The organism is uncultured Reyranella sp. (assembly GCF_945957355.1).
Classification (GTDB): Bacteria; Pseudomonadota; Alphaproteobacteria; order Reyranellales; family Reyranellaceae; genus Reyranella.
In genome coordinates this window covers 13,431-36,095 of the sequence record NZ_CAMFKM010000032.1, presented here as the reverse complement: position 1 = coordinate 36,095, position 22,665 = coordinate 13,431, and the positions used below count along the sequence as shown (strand labels likewise).

Genomic DNA, 22,665 nt, shown 5'->3' with positions numbered 1-22,665 from the left:
TGCCGACCATCGCGCCCTTGCCGGGCTTGTTGTCGACGATGATGTTCTGGCCGAGCTTCTGGCCGAGATACTCGGCCACCATGCGCGCTACGACGTCGGTGGTGCCGCCGGGCGCATAGGGAACGACGAGCTTGATGGGCTTGCTGGGCCACGGCGCGGTTTGCGCGGCGGCGGGAGTGGCGGCGACGGCAAGCGTCGCGGCGACGAAGGAGCGGCGGTTGAGCATGCGGGGAGTATACTCGGGCCATGAACGATCCCAAGGTCCTGTTCTCCGCCCTTTTCGAGCCGCGACGCGTCGCGCTGATCGGTGCCTCGTCGGATGTCACCAAAACGACATCGCGGCCGCAGCGCTTCCTGCGCAGGCACGGCTTCACCGGCGAGATCCTGCCCGTCAATCCGTCGCGCAGCGAAATCCTGGGCGAGAAAGCCTACAAGGACCTCGACGCGATCCCGGGCGACATCGACCACGCCTATATCCTGCTGAACGGCACGGCCGCCGTGCGGGCGCTGGCCGATTGCGGCCGGCGCGGCGTCAAGGTGGCGTCGATCCTGGCCGGCGGCTTCGCCGATGCGGGCGCCGCCGGCGCCTTGCTGCAGGACGATCTTGCGAAGGTCGTGCGCGAGACCGGCATCCGCCTCGTCGGTCCCAACAGTATCGGCACGGTGAGCACCGATCCCGCCGTGGCGCTGACGGCCAATGCCGCCTTTGCCGTGGAGAGGCTTCGCGCCGGCAACTGGGCCGTCGTGAGCCAGAGCGGCAGCCTGATCGGTGCCCTGCTGTCGCGCGCCGATGCGCGCGGCATCGGCTTCTCGCGGCTGATCTCCGTGGGCAACGAGGTCGACCTTGCGGTCGGCGAGATCACGGACCTGCTGGTCGACGATCCCAGGACAACGGCGATCCTGCTTTTCATGGAGACCTTGCGTGACGGCGACCGGCTGGCGCGCGCGGCCCGGCGGGCGCACGCGGCCGGCAAGCCGGTGATCGCCTACAAGCTCGGCCGCTCCGACATCGGCCAGGAGCTCGCGAAGTCCCACACCGGCGCCATCGCCGGCTCCGATGCGACCTTCGATGCCTTCTGCCGCCGACACGGTATCGCCCGCGTCTCGATGTTCGAATCGCTGATCGATGTGCCGTCGCTGCTGGTCGGCCGCTCAAAGTCGCGGAGCGGCGGCCGCCGCGTGGCGGTGGCGACCACGACGGGCGGCGGCGCGGCCATGGTGGTCGACAGCATGGCGATGGCCGGTCTCGACATCGTGGGCCCGCCGAAGAACCTCGTGGAATGGTTGAAGCCACTGGGAATCGCGGCCGGCGACGGCAAGCTGGTCGATCTCACCCTGGCCGGCGCCAAGCCTGAAATCGTGTCGGGCACGATCGAGCGGCTGCTGGCCGACGATGGCAACGATGCCGTGATCTTCGTGGTCGGCTCCTCGGCGCAATTCAATCCCGAACTCGCGGTCGAGCCGCTGCTGCGCTTCGCCGGATCGGGCAAGCCTTTCGCGGTGGCGCTGACGCCCTCGGCGGAGAAATCGCTGGCGCTGCTGACGGCGGCGGGCGTGCCCGCGTTTCGCCATCCCGAGTCCTGTGCCGAGGCGATGGCGCTCTGCCTTCTGCGGACGCCGCCGCAACCCTTGCGGCCTCTCACCGAGCCTTCGATCGGTGCGCTCGATGCGCTGGAAGCGGGGCGGGTATCCGGCTTCGATGAACGCCGCGCCGCCGACCTCTTCGCGGCACTGGGCGTGTCGATGGCAAAGTCGATGGCGGTGCCGGATGCCCGACGCATCGCCGCCGCCGTCGGCGAAGTCGGCTCGCCGGTCGTGCTGAAGATCCTGTCGGCGGACATTGCCCACAAAACCGAAGCGGGCGGCGTGGCCCTCGGCATTCCTGACGGTCAGACCGCCGCGGTGGCCGCGCGCGAGATCGAGAAGCGGGTGAAGGCCTACGCGCCCGGTGCGAGACTGCAGGGCTTCCTGGTGCAGAAGATGGAGCGCGGGCTCGTCGAGGTGATCCTGGGCTATCGTCGCGATCCCTTGGTTGGGCCGACGGTCACCGTCGGTCTCGGCGGTGTGCTGGCCGAGATCTACAAGGACGCTTCGACCCGCCTCGCCCCGGTGGACGAGGGCGAGGCGTTGGAGATGATCGCCGAAGTGAAGGGGCTGGCGACCGTGCGCGGCTATCGCAACCTGCCGAAGGGCGATGTCGCGGCGCTGGCCAGGACCATCGCGGCCTTCTCGACGTTGGCGCACTGGCAATTTGCCGACATTGCCGAAGCGGAGATCAATCCGCTGCTGATCAAGCGCGAAGGCGAAGGTGTCGTCGCGGTCGATGGGCTTGTGGTGTTGGGCTAGCCCAGACACACAATCCGTCGTCTCGACCGGAGCCTCGCGCAGCGAGGCGCAGCGGAGAGACCTTCCCTCGACCTAAAGCCGGCAATTGTGGAGAGAAGGTCTCTCCGCTGCGCGCCTACGGCGCTCCGGTCGAGACGACGGGATGTGTAAGTCGCTCAATGCTTCGGCACGTCCGTCGGCCGGTCCATGAGCTGGCGGAAATCGTCGAGGACGAAGTAGGTGTTCTGCAGGCGGTCGATCTCGTAGGGCCGGTTCATCGCGACCGACGCATCGAAGGCCACTCGCTCGACGCCTTTGCCCTCGATCGCGTGCCTCACTTCGGCGGCGGATGACAGGATGCCGGCGCCATAGGCCTTCAGCCCCTGCCCGGTGCGGATCAGGCCGAACTCGACGGTGAACCAGTAGAGGCGGGCCAGGAGATGGACGTTGGGGCCGGCTTCGACGCCGCGCCGGCCATAGTCCTGCATGTAGTCGGCGAAAACCGGGTTGGTGAGCAGCGGCACGTGACCGAAGAAATCGTGGAACAGGTCGGGCTCGACCAGATAGTCGATCTCCTCGCGCTTGCGGATCCACACGGTCACTGGAAAGCGGCGATGGGCGAGATGGTCGTAGAAGGCCGCATCCGGGATCAGCCCGGGTACGCCGACGATACGCCAGCCGGTCAGCGGCTCCAGTCGCGCGTTGACCTCCGCGAAATCGGGAATGGTGTCGCCCAGTCCGATCGCGTCGAGGCCTGCCAGGAACTCGGCACAGGCATATCGCTCGGCAAGGGCGCGCTGGCGCTGGACCAGCAGCCGCCACACCGCCTGTTCCTCGTCGGAATAGAGATCGAGATGCTGCGGCACGGTCCAGTCCGGCGCCATGCCGGCATAGTCGCCGCGCAGGTTCTCGAGGGGAGCGGTTTTCATGCCCTCAATATGGTCTCGCCGGGCTGGTGAATCCCGGCAAAGTTGGCTTTGGATTGGGGTCAATCTAGGGATATTGTCCACTAGTGTGGTGTTTTTTGGGGAATTCCTCCATGGCCGAGCTGGATGACATCGACAGACGCATTGTCAGCGCACTCCAGTCCGAAGGCCGGCTCCCAATGGTCGACTTGGCGGAACGGGTCGGGCTGTCGCCTACGCCCTGCCAGCGCCGGGTGAAGCGGCTGGAGGAAGAGGGGGTGATCGAGCGCTACGCCGCTCTGGTCTCACCACCGGCCCTCGGACTCGCCCTGCAGGCGATGGTGCAGGTGACGCTCGACGACCATTCGGAAAAGACCGTCGAGGCCTTCGAAGCGGCCATCCGCGCGCGCCCCGAGGTGGTGGCCTGCTATGCGGTGACCGGCGACATGGATTTCTTGCTGCACGTTTTGGCGCCGGATCTCGCGAGCTTCAGCGAGTTCGCCATGAAGGCGCTGCTGCGCATGCCCGGTGTCCGCGGCACGCGCTCCTCCTTCATCATGCAGGCGGTGAAGAGCGATCTCGCCTGGGCGCCTCAGCCTTCTGCGAGCGTCCGCAAATAGAGCGGCCGGTCGATGTTGCCGCCGCTCAGGATCAGGCCGACACGCTTGCCTTCCATGCGCTCGCGCTCCTGCAGGAGTGCCGCCAGCGCGGCAGCGCCGGCGCCTTCCGTGAGCTGGTGCGTGTCCTCGTAGTAGGCGCGCATCGCGGCGCCGATCTCCGCGTCGCTGACCTGAACGATGCGGTCGGCCCCCTTCAGGATGACCTCCAGCGCCTGCGCGTCCGGGCCGCGCACGGCCATGCCGTCGGCCATGGTGTCGGCGCTGTTGGTCGGCACGACTTTCCCGGCCGCAAAAGACAGGGCATAGGCCGGTGCCTCGGTCGAGACGACGCCGACGATCTTCGTCGTGAGTCCCAGCGCGTCGCGCACCGCGATGGTACCGCAGATGCCGGAGCCCAGGCCGATCGGCACGTAGACCGTGTCGAGCGGCGGTGCGGCGCGGAACAGTTCGAGCGCGTAGGAGGCGACGCCCGCCACCAGGTCGCGATGGAACGACGGCACCATGACGAGGCCGCGCTCGTCGGCCAGTTTCATCGCCGTGTCCTTGGCCGCATCGAAATCGTGCCCGGCCTCGAGCAGCTCCGCCCCGAAGGCGCGCATGGCGGCATTCTTCTCGACCGAATTGCCATGGGGCACGACGATCGTGGCGGCGATGCCATTGCGGGCCGCCGCCAGCGCGATGCTCTGGCCATGGTTGCCGCGCGTTGCGCTGATGACGCCGCCGGTACCGGGCGACCTGCGCTTCAGGCGATCCATGAAGACCAGTCCGCCGCGCACCTTGAAGGCCCCGGTCGGCGTGTGGTTCTCGTGCTTGACCCAGGTTTCGCTGCCGGTGCGCCGGGCGAGCAGGGGCCACGCATACTGTGCGGTGGGCGGCATGGCGCCATGCACGATGGCGGCAGCCGATTCGATCTCGTGGAGAGACAACATCCGCCTACTCTGGTCTAAGATGGCTGCGGTTCCAACTGGAGTACCCCATGCCTGTCCTGCCGCGCGCACTCGAAATCCAGGGCGAGATCTCGGCGATCCGCCGCGACATCCACGCCCATCCCGAACTGGCCTTCGAGGAAAACCGCACCTCCGATGTGGTGGCGGCGAAATTGCAGGAATGGGGACTGGAGGTGACGCGCGGCCTCGGCAAGACCGGCCTGGTGGGTACCCTGCGCAAGGGCAATTCGCTGAAGTCGATCGGTCTGCGCGCCGACATGGACTGCCTGCCGATGGACGAGGCCAACGATTTCGCGCACCGGTCGAACAATCCCGGCCGCATGCATGCCTGCGGCCATGACGGTCACACCGCCATGCTGCTGGGCGCGGCGAAGGTGCTGAGCGAGACGCGGAACTTCGAGGGCGCCGTTCACTTCATCTTCCAGCCGGCCGAAGAGGGCGGCGGCGGCGCCAAGGTGATGATCGAGGACGGGCTGTTCGAGAAATTCCCCTGCGACGCGGTGTTCGCGATCCACAACAAGCCCGGGGTCCCGGTCGGCCACATCGTCACCAAGGGCGGGCCGTTGCTGGCGGCAGCCGATCGCTGGGACATCCGCATCACGGGCAAGGGCGGCCATGCCGCCCATCCGCATTCCACGCTCGACCCCATGGTGGTTGGCGCGAACATCGTCATGGCGCTCCAGACCATCGTCTCGCGCAACATCGATCCGATCGATTCGGGTGTCGTGACCGTCGGCTTCTTCCATGCGGGCTCCGCCTACAACGTCATTCCGGGCGACGCTCATATCGGCGGCACGACGCGTACGACGACGCCGGCGAACCGCGAATTGGTCAAGCGGCGCATCGACGAGATCTGCGAGGGCGCGGCCCGCATGCATGGCGTCACCATCGAGGTCGAGCACAAGCCGGGCTATCCGCCGACCGTGAACGACGTCGAGCAGGCCCGCTTCGCCGCCGACGTGGCCGCCGGCGTGTGCGGCGAACATGCCGTCCAGGACAATACGCGGCCGAGCATGGGCGCCGAGGACTTCTCCTACATGCTGGAGAAGGTGCCGGGCGCGATGGTGTGGCTGGGCAATGGCGGCGGACCGGGCACGGTCAGCCTGCACAATGCGCGCTACGACTTCAACGACATGGCCATCCCGTTCGGCGTGAGCTTCTTCGTTCGCACCGTCGAGCGCTTCCTCAACCCGACGGCGGCCTGAGCTGGCAGGGCGCGGACGAGACACATGGAATTCTTCCGCGTCTATGGACGAGTGATCGGCCTGTTGCGGGCCGAGAAGGGGTTGGCCATCACGTTGGCCATCGCGAATATCGCGGTGGCCGGTCTGCAATTCTACGAACCCGTGCTGTTCGGCAAGGTCATCGACCTGCTAAGCAACGCGCGCGACCGGCCGGTCGAGCAGCTGTGGCACGATGCGCGCTACATCCTCGGCCTGTGGGCACTGGTCGGCCTCGGCGGCATCGTGGCGAACATGGTGGTCTCTCTGCAGGCCGACCGCATGGCCCATCGCCGCCGCCTGGGCGCGATGGCCACCTACTTCCAGCATCTGCTGATGCTGCCCTTCTCTTTCCACAACGCCCAGCATTCCGGCCGGCTGATCAAGATCATGCTGACCGGTGTCGACAACCTGTTCGGCATCTGGCTGTCCTTCTTCCGCGAGAACCTCGCGACCCTGGTGGCGCTGTTCGTCATGCTGCCGCTCAGCATGTTCATGAACTGGCGGCTGGGGCTCCTGCTGCTGGTGCTGATCCTGGTCTTCGCCGTCACCAACATCTGGGTCGTGAGCCGCACCGACCGCCTTCAGAAGAAGGTCGAGGATCTTCACAGCGAACTCGCGGGGCGGGCTGGCGACGCGCTGGGCAACATCAACCTCATCCAGAGCTTCGTGCGGCTGGCCGCGGAAACCAGCGAGATGCATCGCATCATCGGCCAGACCCTGCAGGCGCAGTTCCCGGTGCTCAACTGGTGGGCCTTCCTGTCGGTGCTGACGCGCGCCGCCTCGACGATCACCGTCATCCTGATCTTCGTGCTCGGCACCTGGCTCTATACCTGTGGCGAAGCGACGGTCGGTGAGATCGTGAGTTTCATGGGCTTTGCCACCATGCTGATCGGCCGCATGGACCAGGCCTCGGGCTTCGTCAGCCGCATCTTCTTCCAGATGCCGTCGCTGGGCGATTTCTTCCGTGTGCTCGATTCGCAGTCGAGCGTGCCGGACAAGCCGAACGGCATCGACATCGGCCGCGCCCGCGGCGATGTCGAGTTCGACGACATCAACTTCTCCTACGACGGCAAGCGTCCGGCGCTTGTGCATTTCTCGCTCAAGGTGCCGGCGGGCTCGACGGTGGCGTTCGTCGGTCCGACCGGCGCCGGCAAGAGCACGGCGCTCTCGCTGATGCACCGCATGTGGGATGCCCAGTCGGGCGTGATCCGCATCGACGGCGTCGACCACCGCGACATCAAGCTGGAATCGCTGCGGCGGAACATCGGCGTGGTGTTCCAGGACAGCACCATGTTCTACCGCTCGATCGCCGACAATCTGCGCATCGGCAAGCCCGACGCCACCCAGGCCGAGCTGGAGGAAGCCGCCAAGCTCGCCGAGGCGCACGATTTCATCATGCGCCAGCCGCAGGGTTACGAGACGCTGGTCGGCGAGCGCGGCACCACCCTGTCGGGCGGCGAACGCCAGCGCCTCGCGATCGCGCGCGCGCTGCTCAAGAACCCGCCGATCCTGATCCTCGACGAAGCGACCAGCGCCCTCGATTCGGTCACCGAGGCGCGCATCCAGAAGGCGCTGAAGGTGCTGATGCAGGGCCGCACCACTTTCGTGATCGCGCACCGCCTGTTGACAATCCGCGACGCCGACCAGGTCGTCGTGTTCGAGCACGGACGGGTCGTGGAGCAGGGGGCCTACCAGGCGCTGATCGCCCAGGGCGGTGCTTTCGCGCGGCTGGTGGCCACGCAGCAGGCCGGCATAGAATCTGCCTGATCCTCAAGGGGCATCTTCTAACCTGTTGTGACGACATTCTGTTTGTTGGCTCGGTTTTTCTGTCCCTAACGTTGTCCCTGCCTTCAGGCCGTCATTAGGAAGCCTGCGCCCGGCGAGGACGTGACGGTCGAGGTGCTTGCCCAGCTTCGCAAGCGCAATGGAACGGCATCGCCTATGGAATTTTGTCTTGGACGAGCTTGATGCCACCGCGCTTCTCGGCAGCCGGCGCCTCTATCTCGACCTCGGACGGCGGCTCCGGCACCTCGCCGATCTACGCGTTTGATCCACCTCAAGGCCTCACGTCGCGCACGGTAGTCACCTATCGCAGACGCTGCGCCGGCCCACCGGCGTACTAGCCAGAGGTCCACGGCAATCTGGAGGTAATCCGATGGAAAGTCCTATTGAGGCACGGAAACGGTGGCGCGCGTTTGGAGAGCAGATCGAGTTTGCTGCTGAGGATTGGGAAGTACTTGATCTTACGCTCAGTCTGGTTCCCGATCTACGGATCTGCGCGCTTGCGCTCAAGTATGCGCGAGCGAAAAAGGTTCCCTATCCCATTGAGTCCGTTGGTGACCTAATCAAGCATCTTCAGAACGGCCGTTTCATGGCTGGTCGTCACCTTATCGATGCTGAGGAGATCAAAACCTACATGCACGAAGGTTTTTTCCCGATCGAGCACGAGGGCGCCTTGCTATCGCGGATGTACGCTGCACTGGGCCGCCACCGATATGAGATGGCTATGCTTTCAGCCTCTCATCCGAAGACTATTGCTAGAGTCGTAGAAACTCAGATGTCAAAGGGGGCGAAGTAATGTTTAGTACTCCTCCTTACACTTATTGCCCTGCCAACCGCTGGACAACAATCTTTCGTGGTCCAGCGCTTCCATTCGGCCTCATAAACGTCGGCGAACAGGACATCCACCATCCGCGGTTCCAGTACAGGGTGTGCTCTGTGTGCCCGCCCTATTACTACACCGGTTCAACGACGGGGAATGTCGGGATTCCGGTCGGCGCGACACCATGGGCGGAACTCGCAGTCTATCCCGAGGCGGATTGCCATCTGCTGGCCACCGCTTACTGAAGACATTCAAACGCAAACGTCGCCCTCTCCGATGCGGAGGCGGCGGCTCTTACGGCTTTTTGATCTTAGACCAGCTTGCTGGCAGCGCCTTGGGCTCGCTTATAGCGACTGGTCGCGTTGTGCGGACTTCCCTCTCCAGGGAACGGGCATCGCGCGGTCAACGGGGCCGGGACTTTCTGAAATTTTCGTGCCGTTCTGTGGGAACTTCGATCGGGTCTCTGACAGGCCCAGGAGTCCCGCTTGCGATGAAGCTACGGTGCCCCCGAACTCGAGTTGGCGACTTGCCGATCTAAGCTGTCGTCGATCCTAGGGACGGCATGGATCTCGAGTTCCCCCAGCCAGTGTCCGGCGCATTCCTCGCTATGCCACCTCGCCTTGCGCCGTGCGTGGTAGTTTTCGAGCCGCCGTCTCGAAGGTGATTGAGCGAGCATCCTCCAGAGCCTTGGCCTGCCGCTTCCGCTGGCGATGAGCGTGCGGATCGCCGCCCTGGCTAAGTACGGTGCGAAGTTCCGCGGCTTCGGCGCGGGCCGCCAGGCTCGCCGGGGCGCATGACTTCATCATGCGTCAGCCGCAGGGTTACGGCACGCTGGTCGGCGAGCGCGGCACCACCCTGTCGGGCGGCGAACGCCAGCGCCTCGCGATCGCGCGCGCGCTGCTCAAGAACCCGCCGATCCTGATCCTCGACGAAGCGACCAGCGCCCTCGATTCGGTCACCGAGGCGCGCATCCAGAAGGCGCTGAAGGTGCTGATGCAGGGCCGCACCACTTTCGTGATCGCGCACCGCCTGTTGACAATCCGCGACGCCGACCAGGTCGTCGTGTTCGAGCACGGACGGGTCGTGGAGCAGGGGGCCTGCCAGGCGCTGATCGCCCAGGGCGGTGCTTTCGCGCGGGCTGGCGGCCACGCAGCAGGCTGGCATAGAATCTGCCTGATATCCCCTTGGCGGGCGTGAAATGTCCGCCTAAGAGTCGCCGATAGGGAACTCAGGGGGATCGAGAAAATGAGCAAATTCGCCAAGGTGCTGGGCGGTGCGGCAGCGGTCGCGCTAGCGCTCGGGAGCCTCCCGGCCAATGCCCAGACCGCCATCAAGTTCACCCTGGACTGGGTCTTCCAGGGCCCGACCTCGCCGTTCCTGGTGGCGCTGGAGAAGGGCTACTACAAGGCGGAAGGCCTCGACGTCACGATGGATCCCGGCCAGGGCTCGGCCGGCGCGGTCCAGCGCGTGGCCACGGGGGCCTATCAGATCGGCTTCGCCGATGTGAATTCGACCATCGAATACAATGCCAAGAACCCGGGCAAGGAAGTGCTCTGCGTGTTCATGGTGTACGATTTCGCGCCGTTCGGGGTCTATGCGCTGAAGAAGAGCGGCATCAAGACGCCGAAGGACCTCGAGGGCAAGAAGCTCGGCGCGCCGGTGTTCGACGCCAGCTTCCGCCTGTTCCCGGCCTTCGCCAAGAAGAACGGCATCACCAAGTGGGAGCACGTGAACCTGACGCCGCAGCTGCGCGAGCAGAGTCTGGTCCAGGGCACGGTCGATTTCATCTCCGGCCACTATTTTTCGTCGATGCTGGACCTCAAGGCGCGCGGCGTGGCCTTCGAGGACATCGTCGCGATGCGCTTCGTCGATTTCGGCATGGACGTCTACGGCAACGGCGTCGTGATCTCCGGCGAGATGGCCAAGAACGAGAAGGCCGTGAAGGGCTTCCTCGCCGCCACCATGAAGGGCTGGAAGGACGTCATCGCCAACCCGCAGCTCGGCATCGCCGCCGCCAAGAAGCGCGACCCGCTGATCGACGAGAAGCTCGAGATGGAGCGTCTCAAGATCTCGCTGGAGACCAACATCCTGACGCCCTACGTCAAGGCCAATGGCATGGGTGACGTCGACCCGGCCCGCTTCGCCCGCGCGGTGAAGGACGTGTCGGAGGCCTTCGGCCTGCCCAATGCGCCGGCCCCCGACAAGGTGTTCAGCAACGCTTACTTGCCGCCCAAGGCCGACCGGATGGTGTCCAAGTAAGCGACCGAGCCCGAGGCAATGGCCTTCGTCGATCTCAAGGGCGTCAGTCTCACCTACCGGCTCGGCAAGGACACGACGCTGGCTCTTGCCGATGCCACTCTCGGCATCGACAAGGGCGAGTTCATCGCCGTCGTCGGCCCGTCGGGCTGCGGCAAGTCCACCATCATGAAGCTGGTCACTGGCCTCCTGCCGCCGTCGGGCGGTGAGATCACGGTGGGCGGCAAGAAGGTGACGGGGCCGATCAAGGGCGTCGGCATGGCGTTCCAGAACCCGACCCTGATGCCGTGGCGCACGACCATGAACAACATCCTCCTGCCCATGGAGGTGGTCGAGCCGCACAAGCGCCGCTTCCGCAGCCATCGCGCGGAGTATGTCGAGCGGGCGATGAGGCTCCTGAAGACTGTCGGGCTGCAGGATTTCGCCGACAAGTATCCCTGGCAGCTCTCCGGCGGCATGCAGCAGCGCTCGAACCTGTGCCGGGCGCTGATCCACGAGCCCGAGCTGCTGATGCTCGACGAGCCGTTCGGCGCCCTCGACGCCTTCACGCGCGAGGAGCTGTGGGGCGTCATGCAGGCGCTGTGGCTGGAGAAGCGGTTTACCGGCGTGCTGGTGACGCACGATCTGCGCGAGGCGGTCTATCTCGCCGACACGGTCTATGTGATGAGCCGGCGCCCCGGCCGCATCGTGCTGGCGAAGAAGATCGACATCCCGCGGCCGCGCACGCTCGCCACCACGTTCGAGCCGCACTTCGTCGACATCGTCCACGAGCTGCGCGATCGTATCCACCAGGAGCACGCGCCATGAGCGACCTCAAGCGCGAGGCGCTGAAGCATGCGATGCCGTGGCTCTTCCTCGCGGGCCTGCTGATCGTCTGGGAAGTCTGCTGCATCGTCTTCCAGGTGCCGGAGATCATCCTGCCGAAGCCGACCAGGATCTTCGCGGTGTTCGTCCAGCGCTTCGATATCCTGATGGCCTATTGCTGGGACACGCTGTGGACCACGACGATCGGCTTCCTGCTGGCCATTGCCGGCGGCCTGCTGCTGGGGCTCGCGGTCGGCGCTTCACCGTTCATCTATTCCGGCCTCTATCCGCTGTTGATCGCCTTCAACGCGATCCCCAAGGTGGCGATCGTGCCGATCCTGATGATCTGGGTCGGCGTCGGCTCGCTGCCGGCCGTTATCACCGCCTTCGTGATCAGCTTCTTTCCCATCGTGGTGAACGTGGCGACCGGGCTTGCCACCATTGAGCCCGAGATGCGCGACGTGCTGCGCAGCCTTGGCGCGTCGCGGCTGGAGATCCTGACCAAGGTCGGTATCCCACGCGCCATGCCCTACCTGTTCGCCAGCCTCAAGGTGGCGATCACGCTGGCCTTCATCGGCTCGGTGATTTCCGAGACGGTGGGCGGCAACAACGGGATCGGCTTCCTGATGCTGTCGGCCAGCGCCCGCAACGACGCACCCACCACCTTCGCCGGCCTGTTCGCCATCGCCATCATGGGCGTCGCCATGTACGCGGTCTGCGCCATCGTCGAGAAGCGCATGACGCGCTGGGCCTTCCGCGGCGAAATCGTCGCCTAACCCTCCATCGCGCATGGGCAAGGCGAAAAGAAACAATCTGGCAACGCGCGGCGCATCGTAATAGATGACATCCCCTTCGCGACCCAAGGGGACTGTGATGACCGCCTGCGGACTTGATTTCGGCACGTCGAATTCGGCGATCGGCATTGTGCGCAATGGCATCGCGGTGCTGGCGCCTGTCGAGGGCGACAATACGCTGCTCCCGAGCGCGGTCTTCTTCGACCAGGAGACCAAGGGCCGGGTGCTGCTGGGCGAGGCCGCCATCGCGGCCTATGTCGATCACACCGAGGGTCGCCTGATGCGGGCGCTGAAATCCATCCTGGGTTCGTCCCTGATCGACGAGGAGACCAGTCTCGGCGGCCGCAAGGTGCCGCTCACCAAGGTGGTCGAGATCTTCTTGCAGAACCTCAAGCAAAAGGCCGAGGCGTTCGCCGGCGAGGAGATCACCTCGGTCGTGATGGGGCGCCCGGTGCGCTTCGTCGACGACGACGACAGGGCGGATGCGCGCGCGCAGGAAGTGCTGGAGCGCGTGGCGCGCGAGGCCGGCTTCCGCGATATCGCCTTTGCCTACGAACCCATTGCGGCCGCCCATCACTACGAACAGACCGTGACGCGCGAGGAGCTGGTGCTGATCGCCGACATCGGCGGCGGCACGAGCGATTTCTCGATCGTCCGCGTCGGGCCGGGACGCCGCGACCGGGCGGACCGCAGCGACGACGTGCTCGCGACGTCCGGCGTGCGGCTGGGCGGCACGGACCTCGACACCGCGCTCTCCCTCACGTCGGTGATGCCGCTGCTGGGTCTCGGCACGCGGCTGGTCGAGAAGAACCTGCCGATGCCGAACGCGCTCTATCATCAGCTCGCCACCTGGGCGACGATCAACTTCGCCTACACCTACCGCAACGAACGCGAGATCGCCGAGCTTCAGTCGCTGGCCGCCGAGCCGGAGAAGGTGGCGCGTCTGCTGAAGCTGGTGCACGAGAGCCTCGGCCATCGCGTCGCCTTCGCCGTCGAGGATGCCAAGATCGTGTTGAGCGCCGAGGACCGTGCCACGATCCCGCTGGCCTTCCTCGAAGCCGGTCTCTCGGCCCTTGCGACGCGCCGTGCGTTCGACCGTGCGATCGGCGCCGCGACGGAGCGGCTCCACAAGGCCGCGGGCGAGTGCATTGCCGCGGCCGGTCTCGAGCCCGATGCGATCGAGACGATCTTCCTCACCGGCGGATCGAGCCGCGTCCCCGCCGTCCGTACCGCCGTCGCGCGGGCGGCCCCGTCCGCGAGGACCGCCGGAGGGTCCGACCTTCTTTCCGTCGCCCTTGGTCTTGCGCGGATGGCGGGGCGGGTGGGGTGATTTCCGCCTCCCCATTCAAATGGGAGGAAGCGGTTACACCTGCGAATCGAAGAAGGCGTCGGCGTCTTCGGTCTCGACGAGTCGGCCCTTGCGGATCTCCAGGAAGCGGGTCGCCACGGTGCGCGTGAAGAAGCGGTCGTGGCTCACGAAGAGGCACGACACGTCGCTCTTCTCCAGCTGTTCCTCGAGGTCTTCCTGGCCCTCGATGTCGAGATGGTTGGTCGGCTCGTCGAGCACGTAGAAGTTCGGCCGCAGCAGCTTCATCTTGAGGAAGACCAGCCGCGCGCGCTCGCCGTGGCTCAGCACGCCAATCGGCTCCTTCAGCCGCACGAAGGCGAAGCCCGCACCGGCGAGGTGGCGGATCGCGTCCTTCTCGGTGACGCCTTCGGCCTCGACCACATAGTCGAGGATCTTCGTCGTCGTCGGCAGATCGCTCATCGTCTGGTCGAAGTAGACCAGCCGGCAGGCTGGATTGAACCGCACGGCGGCTTGCCCGTCGTAATGCTCGCGGCCGGGTTCGTAGGCGGCGGCCAGCGCGGCAAGAAGTGTCGACTTGCCGGCCCCGTTGGTACCGAGCAGCGCCACGCGTTCGCCCGCGGCAATGGCGAGGCGCTCGATGCCGATCAGCTTGCGGTTGCCGCCAGGCACCGTCACGTCGAGGTTCGACAGGCGCAGCGCCACCTTGGCGTCGATGTCGCCGTCGGCCAGTTCGAGCCGGCGTTCGCGCGCGGCATAGGTCTGCGTGCGCTCCTTCTCGATGCGCGCAATGCGGCTCTCGACGGCGTTCTTGCGCTTGTTGAGATCGGGATTCTTGACCGCCCAGACCTTGTAGCGCGCGGCGGCCTGCTCCAGCCGCTTGATCTCGCGGTCCTCCTGGCGCGCCCGCGCCGCCGCAGTGGCGTCGCGGCGCAGCAGTTCCTCGCGTGCGATCGAGAAACGCGTCTTGAAGGCATGCACGCCGTCCGAACGCAGGAACAGCGTGCGCTCTGTCACCCGGTCGAGGAACTCGCGGTCGTGGCTCACGATCAGCATCGGCACGGCGAACTCGGCGGTAAGCCAGCGCTCCAGCGTGTTGATGTTGGCGAGGTCGAGATGGTTGGTCGGCTCATCGAGGATCAGGATGTCGGGCTCCTCGAGCCGTGCCGCCGCTGCGATCAGCATCAGCCGCTGCCAGCCACCCGAAAGCGTGCCGAACGACTTGTCGAGCATCTCCGGATCGACGCCGATCTCGTCGATCAGAACGTCGATGCGCCAATCCTCGCCCTCCTGGCCGACGGTGACCAATGACTGAGCCAGCACGTCGCGCACGGGCTGGCCCGCGAGGCCCTCGGGTACGTCCTGCGGCACCTGGCCGATGCGCAGGCCGCGCGAGCGGATGACCTCGCCGGCATTGAGTTCCAGTGTGCCCGTCAGGCACTTCAGCAAGGTCGACTTGCCGGCGCCGTTCTCGCCGACCAGTGCCGTGCGCGCATCGTCGAGCAGGAACGACACGTTCTCGAAGACGCGGCCCGAGCCGTAGAAGAAGGAAGCCTGCTCCATGCCGAGCACGGCCTGACGCGACGCCATTGTCGATCCTGACGCGAAAGGGATCGCGCCTTTACCACCGCGATCGGGCCTAGACCAGCGTACCGTCCCGGGCGACGATGCGGCCGGCCTTGACCACGAGGCTTCGGCGTTTGCGGGTGGCCACGGCTTCGGCGAGCGTGGTCGCTTCGACCGTCACGAAGTCCGCGGGACCGCCGGCCTTGATGCCGTAGTCGGCGAGCCCCAGGACGCGGGCTCCCGCCGCTGTCACCATGTCGAGGGCGAGCGCCAGCTCCGCGTCGTGGCGGAAGTTGGCGCGATAGCCGATCAGCATGGCGCGCTCCAGCATGTCGCCGCTGCCGAACGGCGACCAGGCATCCCGAATATTGTCCGAGCCGCCGAACACCTCGACGCCGTGCTCGCGCAGCAGCTTGAGTGGCGGAATGGTGGCGCCGCCCGGCCCATGACTCATGATCGCGACGCCTGCACGGGCGAGCGTGTCGGCGGCGCGGGTGGCGCTGTCGGTCGGGACCGAGCCCAGCGCGAAGGCGTGGCTCACCGCGACCTTGCCCTGCAGGCCCAACGCCTCGGTGCGGGCCGCGATGGCCATAATCTGCGCGAGGCCGCCTTCGCCGCCGTCATGCAGGTGGATGTCGACGCCGGCGCTGTGACGCTGGGCGATGCCGAACACCGCATCGAGATGGGCGTCGAGGTCGCCGTCGATGCCGACCGGGTCGAGGCCGCCGACGAGGTCCGCGCCCTGCGTGATCGCCTCGTCGAGCAGCGCCGCCGTGCCAGGCGAGCGCAGGATGCCGCTTTGCGGGAAGGCCACGATCTCGATCGTGACGAGGTCGCGGAAATGCTCGCGGATTTTCAGGACTTCGTGGAGGTTCCGAAGTCCGAGCTGGTTGTCGATGTCGACATGTGTGCGCATGTGCAAGGTGCCGCTGGCCACGACTTGGCGCACCAGGTTCGAGCCGGTCTCGAATTCCGGCACCATGCGAGCCGCGCGCACCCGACGCTCGGCTTCGATTCGGTCGGAGACCTGGTTGCCGGCGGATTGATTGGGCACCCAGGGCAGGCCGAGCAGGGTCTTGTCGAGATGGATGTGGCCGTCGACGAGCGGCGGCAGGACGATCGTGCCGCCGAGATCGACGGCATCCGGCGTCGACGGCGAGGTCGGGAGGAAGGCGGAGATCCGCCCTCCCTCGACCTCAATGTCGCAACGGCTGCCGTCGGGCAGCGTGGCGTTCGAGAAGCGCACGCTTCGGCAGCCTTACCTGGCGGCCGTCGGCCCGCCTTCCTTGCGGGTGATGTCCACGGCCTCGCGCGCGGCCTTGGCCATCAGGCCGGCATCGTTGGCGATGGTGACGAGCTGGAAGCCCTTGTGAATCATCTTCGCGGCGTAGCTGCCGGTGCCGTTGTGCAGGCCGGCGAACTGGCCGCGCTTCCTGGTGGCGGCGAGCAGCTTGTCGTAGATCGCCAGGATTTGCGGCTCCTCTCGGTCGAGCATCGGCTTCAGGCCGAGTGACAGGCCGAGGTCGGACGGTCCGATATAGATGCCACTGACGCCCGGCACATCGAGGATGGCGTCGATGTTGTCGATCGCCTCCTGCGTCTCGATCATCGGGATGATCAGCACCTCGTCGTTGGCCATCGCCTGGTAGGGCGTCGCCTCGCCATAGGCGCCGGCGCGGATCGGGCCGTTGGAGCGCTTGCCCTTGGGCGGATAGAGCGCATAGGAGACCAGCGCCTTGGCTTCGGCGGCCGTGTTGACCATCGGACAGATCACGCCCCAGGCGCCGCCGTCGAGGACCTTGCCGACGATGCCGGGCTCGTTCCACGGCACCCGCACCAGCGGAGTGATCGGATGCTTGTCCATCGCCTGGAAGCAGCGGACCATCGAGAGGTAGTCCTGCACGCCATGCTGCATGTCGACGGTGACGCTGTCCCAGCCGCATTGCGCCATGGTCTCGGCGGCGAAGCCGTCGGGGATCGCCAGCCATCCGTTGACGCAGGCCTTGCCGGCTTGCAGCCGCTTCTTCAGCATGTTCGACATCGATGCGTTTCCTCGTGATTTCAGGACGGGGGAGTTTACACAGCGACGGGGGATGGTGTGACGCTTTTGTCGCTGCGGGCGGGTCGGCTGGCGCTCGATCTGGCACCGGAGGCGGGCGGTTCGATCGCGCGATTTGCGATGGAGGGCGTGGGCGATCTGCTGCGCCCGGCCTCGAACGCGGCCCTCGCTACGGGCACCGGAAAAGATACGGCCTGCTATCCGCTGGTGCCGTTTTCCAATCGCATCGCGAACGGCCGTCTCGCCTTCGGGGATGAGGTCATTCACCTGCACGCGAGCTGGCCGGGTGTGCGTCATCCCATGCACGGTGATGGCTGGGCGCGGGGCTGGGGCGTGGTACGCCACGACCGGCTTTCGGCCGAGCTGGCCTTCGTCCACGAGCGCGGTGAGGGCGCGGCCGGCTGGCCGTTCCGCTACCGCGCGCGTCAGACCTTCGCGCTCGACGAAACGGGGCTAACAATCGGCCTGTCGATCGAGAACCTAGAGGATCGCGGCGTGCCGGCGGGCCTGGGCCTGCATCCTTTCTTCGCGCGGGATGCCGATACTGAACTCACCTGCCGCCTTGGGGGCGTATGGCAGACCGATGCGGACGTCCTGCCGCTGCAGCGTGCGCCGGTGCCGCCGGAGTGGGATTTCTCCCGCTCGCGCCGGGTCGAGGGAATGGGGCTCGATCATTGCTTCGATGGCTGGGATGGCCTGGCCACCGTCACATGGCCGCAACGTGGACTTCGTGTCGTCCTGTCCGCGACGGAGGCATTTCGTCATCTGGTGATCCATGTTCCCGACGGCCAAAGCTACTTCTGTGTCGAGCCGGTAAGTCACGCTAACGGCGCGGTCGGGCTGGCGCGGCTGGCCGCCGGCGCGACGCTGGGCGGCGAGATTTCGTTCAGGCTTGTCACGTTCTAGAGGAATTGCATGCCGCCTTTCGCTTCCTACCCCAGCCTTTCGGGTCGCACCGTCTTCGTTTCGGGCGGTGGTTCGGGCATCGGTGCCTCGATCGTCGAGCACTTCGCCGAGCAGGGCGCAAAGGTCGGCTTCGTCGACATCGACGAGGCGGCCTCGAAGGCCCTGATCGAGAAGATCGAGGCGCGGCGCCACACCGTGCCGCTGTTCGTGCCGTGCGACGTCCGTGACGTGGCGGCCTATCAGCGGGCCATCGAAGGCGTGGCGGCGAAGCTCGGGACCATCACGGTGCTGGTGAACAACGCCGCGCGCGACGACCGGCACACGATCGGCCAGGTGACGCCGGATTTCTGGGACGAGCGCATCGCTGTCAACCTGCGCCACGCGTACTTCGCCATCCAGACGGTGGCGCCGGCGATGAAGAAGGCGGGCAGCGGCTCGATCGTGAACTTCAGCTCGGTGAGCTACCACACGATGACCCCCAACCTCTCCGTCTATCAGGCGGCCAAGGCGGCGGTGATCGGCATGACGCGCGGCCTTGCCCGCGATCTCGGGGGCGACGGCATCCGTCTCAACGCCGTGACGCCGGGCTGGATCATGACGCAGCGACAGCTCGACCTCTGGGTGACGCCGGAAGCCAAGGCCGCGCAGCTCGCCGCCCAATGCCTGAAAGAACTGCTCTATCCGCCGGACATCGCGCGCATGGTGCTTTGGCTTGCGTCCGACGACAGCCGGATGGTGACGGCGCAGAACTTCGTGGTCGATGGAGGCCGAATGTGAACACGGCTGCCGTTGCGTCGCTGCCGAGGCGCTTCTTCCATGGCTGGATCGCGATATTCCGCCACCTGCTGCCGCCGACCGCGTATTTCTTCGTTGCCTTCAACCTGATCGTCTTCACAACCAACCTGCTGGCGCACAACTACTGGTTCAATCTTGGCAGCTTCATGCTGGCAAGCACGACGGCGCTGATCGTCGGCAAGGTGGTGCTGGTCGTCGACAAGGTTCGCATCATCGACAAGTTCCGCGGTGCGCCGCTGATTCAGCCGATTCTCTACAAGACGATCTTCTATTCCATCGTGGTCCTGGTCGTGCGCCTCCTGGAAAAGATCGTGGATGTCGCGTTCGACGCGCACAACCTCGACCAGATCTACCGGATGGTGCTGGTCGACTTCACCTGGCATCGCTTCGTCGCGGTGCAGGTCTGGATCTTCGTCTGCTTCCTGCTCTACGTGACTGCCAGCGAGCTCAACGCGCTGGTCGGCGATGGCCAGCTCAGGCGCCTCTTCTTCCATCACCGGTCGTCCGAATACGGCCTTACCCGCCGCCAGCATATCCGCGCGCTGACGGAGATCAGCCGGCTTGCGCGCGACACGCCGCGCGAGCGGCTGCTCGATCCGGCCACGCCGCAGGGCAGCCGGCTGGCCGAGCTGATCGACCGGTTGCGGCGGCGCAACGCCTGACGCCGGGCCCATGGCCATCGACGCGAGCTGGCGCTGGATCGCGTGGACGATCCTCGGGATCGGCGGGTTGATCGCTGCCGGCGGCGTGCTGATGGGCCTGGGCAACCTTCGCCACGTGCTCTACGGCGAGCGGGCTGAGGGCGTGGTGACCGGGATCGTGCGCGAGGGCGACATGTACTTGCCCGTCGTGCGTTTCCGCCTGCTCCAGGGCGAGACGGTCGAGGTGCAGGACCTCGGCGCCGGGGCGCCGGATTTCTCGGCGGGCGACACCGTCACGGTCCTTTACTTCCCGGAACGCCCGAGAGATTTCCGCCTCGAAACGTTCGATCGGCTCTGGCTGGTGCCGATCATCCTCACGGGCTTCGGTGGCTTCTGGCTGATGTTCGGGGCGGTCGCCTGGGCGCTGTCGCGCAATGCCGACCTCGCGCTGGTGGGCGAGCGGGCCTTCTCCGTGATCTCGCTGTCGGCGTTGCTGATTGGCGTCTTCGTGCTGTGGAGCGCCGTCGACCTCTATGCGGGCGGCGGCCGGGCGCGCGGTACGGTGACGGAGATCCGCGAGAGTCGCTCGATCGTCGCCGAGGAGGTGACGACGCCGGCCGGCCGCGAGGTGCGCCGCGATGTCGAGCGCATTTCCTTCGTGCCGATCGTGCGCTTCACCACGCCGGAGGGCCGCGAGATCGAGTTCCACGGCAGCGGCGGCAGCAGCGCCTCGTTCTCGGCGGGAGAGGGGGTGAACGTCGTCTATGACCGCAGCCAGCCGGGCCGCGCGCGCATCGTGTCGTTCGTCGATCTGTGGCTGCCGGCGGCCGTGGCGTTCGCCGTGGCGCTGATCTTCGGTGCTGCCGTGCGTCTTTCACACTGGAGCCGGCGCCGCGCTACAGGTTAGCGCGCCCGATCCAGGCGGCCAGCAGAGCCGAAAGCTCGTGCGGCTTTTCCAGTGGGGCCATGTGGCCGCAGTCCTCGAGGACGCTGAAGCTGGAGTTCGGCAGCGTCTGCGCCATGCGTTCGGTCTCGGCGAAGGTGCGCAGCCGGTCCTGGCGGCAGGCCACGACCAGTGAGGGGCAGGTGATGCGTTCGAGGTCGGCGTATCCATCGCGCCGCACGAGCGCCGCCTGGCGCTTGCGAACCTCGGGGCCCAGCCGGCGCTGCATGCCGCGCAGCCGGTCGAGCAGGACGGGGTCGGTGTCGCGATCGGGATGCAGTCCCATCGCGTTGGAAACCGCGCCGGCGGTACGCGGCGGCCGGTCGCCCGGACGATAGCCCGAGATCCTCCGCGTCCGTTCCTCGTCGGAATAGCCGCGCGCGGAAGAGGCGACGAAGGCCACGCCCGCGACTCGCTCCGGCGCCATCAGGGTGAGCACGCGTGCAACGAACCCGCCCATCGAGAAGCCCACCAGGACGAAGCGTTCCGGCGCTTCGGCGAGCACGCGCCGCGCCATGCCTTCGAGGGAATCGTCCTCGTAGACGTTGCCGAAGTGAAGTGCGCCCAGGCGTTCGAGATCCGGGATCATGTCGGTCCAAAGATCGGCGTCGCACATGAAGCCGGGGAGGAGGACGAGGGAACGCATCGATGGTGAACTCAAGTCAGGAGTGCTTTCACTTCCGGCGCCTCACGTGACCAGCATAGCGGCCCATGCTGCCGCCAGCATCAGGAGCTGGCCGGGCACGACGTAGAGGGCGAAGCGCGGGCCGCCGGCGGTGAAGGCGAACACGATCTTGGTCACGGTGTTGGTCGAGAAGGCGGCGAGGATCGGGATCACCGCGGCGGACGGCGCCAGCCGTCCATCCGCGACCAGCGAGGCAACCGAGATGGCGGGGGCGTGCGTGTCGGCAAAGCCTGCGGCGCCGGCCGCAAGGATGACGCCGGCCTCGCCCATCCAGTCCTGCAGGGCGGCGGCGAGGAGAAGGACGCCCGCCAGGATGGCCGCGAAGATCAGCGCGGTGCGCAGGCTGAAGGCGCTGCCTTGCGTCTCCTCGACCTTGCCGCTGTCCGCCTGCAGCGCCCAAAGGGTGAAGGCGCCGCCATAGGCGACGGCGGCGGCGCCCGAGAAGACCAGCGGTATCAGGAGGGCGCGAAAGGCCGCGAGGTCGGTGACGGCGATCAGGATGCCGAGCTGCACGACCGTCGCGACGGACGACATCATCGCACCGGCAGCCGCCGGTTTCGCCAGATGCGGATCGCGGGCCGAGCGCGAGCCCATGGCACCGATCGTGGCCGAGCTCGAGATGAAACCCGAGGCCAGACCCGCCAGCGGCAGGCCGTAACGCGGGCCCACGACCCGGACGGCGACATATCCCAGGGCGCCCACGCCCATCACCAGGATCACCACCAGCCAGATGGTGCGCAGGTTCAGGGCGCCGTAGGGCCCGATCGGATGATCGGGCAGCAGCGGCAGCACGACCAGCGTGGCGCCGGCAAAGACCAGCAGATCGTGGATCTCGCCGTCGGTCAGCACCGAGCGCACGAATCGGTGGAGGGCGGCGCGGGCATTGAGCAGCAGGGCAACGATCACGCCGACGCCCGCGGCAAAGGCTGGTTCGCGAATGGCAAGCCCGCCCAGCAGTGTGGTCGCAACCAGCGCCGTCTCGGTCGTGAGGCCGGGATCGGACTCGCGGGCATGCCAGTAGGAAAGGCCGGCAAAGGTGACCATCCCGAGGACGACGGCCGCCAGCAGCAGGTCGCCTCCTGCCGCCGCGCCGGTCGCACCGGCCAGCGAAGCGAGGGTGAAGGTCCTGAGCCCTGCGGCACCGCGGCCCGGCCCTTCGCCCTTCTTGCGCTCCCGGTCGATGCCGATCAGCAGGCCGACGCCGAGGGCCACGACGAAGCCGAGAAGAAGGGAGTGGTACTCGAACATGAGGCGTGGACTGTAGCACCGGTTCGCGGTGTCAGCGCAC

At 66.5% G+C, this 22,665-nt stretch carries 20 protein-coding genes and 2 pseudogenes; 14 read left to right on the top strand and 8 right to left on the bottom strand.

The window, feature by feature from the left end:
• Window positions 1-226, bottom strand: a pseudogene (locus Q0Q48_RS27375) (tripartite tricarboxylate transporter substrate-binding protein); the annotation flags it as partial.
• A 20-nt stretch (window positions 227-246) separates the two neighbouring features.
• On the opposite strand from Q0Q48_RS27375, the gene Q0Q48_RS27370 reads away from it, so the two are divergent.
• A complete protein-coding gene (locus Q0Q48_RS27370; RefSeq protein WP_295145488.1) occupies window positions 247-2,346 on the top strand; it encodes an acetate--CoA ligase family protein in 2,100 nt (699 codons plus the stop codon).
• A gap of 155 nt (window positions 2,347-2,501) precedes the next feature.
• On the opposite strand, the gene phhA is transcribed toward Q0Q48_RS27370, so the two are convergent.
• Window positions 2,502-3,254, bottom strand: coding sequence for a phenylalanine 4-monooxygenase (gene phhA / locus Q0Q48_RS27365; RefSeq protein ID WP_295145487.1), 753 nt, complete (start codon window positions 3,252-3,254; stop codon window positions 2,502-2,504).
• 110 nt (window positions 3,255-3,364) lie between these two features.
• Between phhA and Q0Q48_RS27360 the strand changes: the two genes are divergently transcribed.
• Entirely contained in the window at window positions 3,365-3,850 is a 486-nt protein-coding gene (locus Q0Q48_RS27360; RefSeq protein WP_295145486.1) for an Lrp/AsnC family transcriptional regulator, read from the top strand.
• On the opposite strand, the gene Q0Q48_RS27355 is transcribed toward Q0Q48_RS27360, so the two are convergent.
• Window positions 3,823-4,779 (bottom strand): threonine dehydratase, encoded by a 957-nt coding sequence (locus tag Q0Q48_RS27355; RefSeq protein WP_295145484.1) that lies wholly within the window; start codon window positions 4,777-4,779, stop codon window positions 3,823-3,825. The genes Q0Q48_RS27360 and Q0Q48_RS27355 overlap by 28 nt on opposite strands.
• Window positions 4,780-4,826: 47 nt before the next feature.
• Between Q0Q48_RS27355 and Q0Q48_RS27350 the strand changes: the two genes are divergently transcribed.
• The 8 genes and pseudogenes from Q0Q48_RS27350 (at window position 4,827) to Q0Q48_RS27315 (ending at window position 13,806) form a co-directional block, all read left to right on the top strand.
• Complete coding sequence (locus Q0Q48_RS27350) at window positions 4,827-6,002, top strand: M20 aminoacylase family protein (RefSeq protein WP_295145483.1); 1,176 nt, start codon at window positions 4,827-4,829, stop codon at window positions 6,000-6,002.
• A 24-nt stretch (window positions 6,003-6,026) separates the two neighbouring features.
• Complete coding sequence (locus Q0Q48_RS27345) at window positions 6,027-7,787, top strand: glucan ABC transporter ATP-binding protein/ permease (RefSeq protein ID WP_295145481.1); 1,761 nt, start codon at window positions 6,027-6,029, stop codon at window positions 7,785-7,787.
• A 388-nt stretch (window positions 7,788-8,175) separates the two neighbouring features.
• Window positions 8,176-8,598 (top strand): hypothetical protein, encoded by a 423-nt coding sequence (locus tag Q0Q48_RS27340; protein WP_295145479.1) that lies wholly within the window; start codon window positions 8,176-8,178, stop codon window positions 8,596-8,598.
• Between the two features lie 795 nt (window positions 8,599-9,393).
• Window positions 9,394-9,819, top strand: a pseudogene (locus Q0Q48_RS27335) (ATP-binding cassette domain-containing protein); the annotation flags it as partial.
• A 48-nt stretch (window positions 9,820-9,867) separates the two neighbouring features.
• A complete protein-coding gene (locus tag Q0Q48_RS27330; RefSeq protein ID WP_295145478.1) occupies window positions 9,868-10,881 on the top strand; it encodes an ABC transporter substrate-binding protein in 1,014 nt (337 codons plus the stop codon).
• Window positions 10,882-10,899: 18 nt separating this feature from the next.
• Entirely contained in the window at window positions 10,900-11,685 is a 786-nt protein-coding gene (locus tag Q0Q48_RS27325; RefSeq protein ID WP_295145477.1) for an ABC transporter ATP-binding protein, read from the top strand.
• Entirely contained in the window at window positions 11,682-12,458 is a 777-nt protein-coding gene (locus tag Q0Q48_RS27320; RefSeq protein WP_295145476.1) for an ABC transporter permease, read from the top strand. The genes Q0Q48_RS27325 and Q0Q48_RS27320 overlap by 4 nt, the downstream gene beginning before the upstream one ends.
• Before the next feature lie 97 nt (window positions 12,459-12,555).
• The gene (locus Q0Q48_RS27315; RefSeq protein ID WP_295145475.1) at window positions 12,556-13,806 is read left to right on the top strand and encodes an Hsp70 family protein; all 1,251 of its coding nucleotides are present in this window, start codon (window positions 12,556-12,558) and stop codon (window positions 13,804-13,806) included.
• Between the two features lie 33 nt (window positions 13,807-13,839).
• On the opposite strand, the gene Q0Q48_RS27310 is transcribed toward Q0Q48_RS27315, so the two are convergent.
• The 3 genes from Q0Q48_RS27310 to Q0Q48_RS27300 are packed head-to-tail and all read right to left on the bottom strand — an operon-like array spanning window position 13,840 to window position 17,389.
• Window positions 13,840-15,372 carry an ATP-binding cassette domain-containing protein gene (locus tag Q0Q48_RS27310; protein WP_295145474.1) on the bottom strand — a complete coding sequence of 511 codons (1,533 nt, stop codon included), beginning with the start codon at window positions 15,370-15,372 and terminating at the stop codon, window positions 13,840-13,842.
• A 49-nt stretch (window positions 15,373-15,421) separates the two neighbouring features.
• On the bottom strand, window positions 15,422-16,594 hold the full coding sequence (locus Q0Q48_RS27305) for an amidohydrolase family protein (protein WP_295145472.1): 1,173 nt from the start codon (window positions 16,592-16,594) through the stop codon (window positions 15,422-15,424).
• Between the two features lie 12 nt (window positions 16,595-16,606).
• Complete coding sequence (locus Q0Q48_RS27300) at window positions 16,607-17,389, bottom strand: aldolase/citrate lyase family protein (protein ID WP_295145471.1); 783 nt, start codon at window positions 17,387-17,389, stop codon at window positions 16,607-16,609.
• A gap of 66 nt (window positions 17,390-17,455) precedes the next feature.
• On the opposite strand from Q0Q48_RS27300, the gene Q0Q48_RS27295 reads away from it, so the two are divergent.
• From Q0Q48_RS27295 to Q0Q48_RS27280, 4 genes are read left to right on the top strand one after another with little or no spacing between them, the layout of a single operon-like run.
• Entirely contained in the window at window positions 17,456-18,313 is an 858-nt protein-coding gene (locus tag Q0Q48_RS27295; protein ID WP_295145468.1) for an aldose 1-epimerase, read from the top strand.
• 9 nt (window positions 18,314-18,322) lie between these two features.
• Window positions 18,323-19,090 (top strand): SDR family oxidoreductase, encoded by a 768-nt coding sequence (locus tag Q0Q48_RS27290; protein WP_295145466.1) that lies wholly within the window; start codon window positions 18,323-18,325, stop codon window positions 19,088-19,090.
• Window positions 19,087-19,770 (top strand): hypothetical protein, encoded by a 684-nt coding sequence (locus Q0Q48_RS27285; RefSeq protein WP_295145465.1) that lies wholly within the window; start codon window positions 19,087-19,089, stop codon window positions 19,768-19,770. The genes Q0Q48_RS27290 and Q0Q48_RS27285 overlap by 4 nt, the downstream gene beginning before the upstream one ends.
• Window positions 19,771-19,780: 10 nt before the next feature.
• Window positions 19,781-20,656, top strand: a complete 876-nt coding sequence (locus tag Q0Q48_RS27280) for a DUF3592 domain-containing protein (RefSeq protein WP_295145463.1) — start codon at window positions 19,781-19,783, stop codon at window positions 20,654-20,656.
• On the opposite strand, the gene Q0Q48_RS27275 is transcribed toward Q0Q48_RS27280, so the two are convergent.
• Window positions 20,646-21,338 (bottom strand): alpha/beta hydrolase, encoded by a 693-nt coding sequence (locus Q0Q48_RS27275; protein ID WP_295145462.1) that lies wholly within the window; start codon window positions 21,336-21,338, stop codon window positions 20,646-20,648. The two genes, Q0Q48_RS27280 and Q0Q48_RS27275, sit on opposite strands and share 11 nt — an antisense overlap.
• A 42-nt stretch (window positions 21,339-21,380) precedes the next feature.
• Window positions 21,381-22,625 (bottom strand): DUF4010 domain-containing protein, encoded by a 1,245-nt coding sequence (locus tag Q0Q48_RS27270; protein WP_295145461.1) that lies wholly within the window; start codon window positions 22,623-22,625, stop codon window positions 21,381-21,383.
• Window positions 22,626-22,665 lie beyond the last annotated feature (40 nt).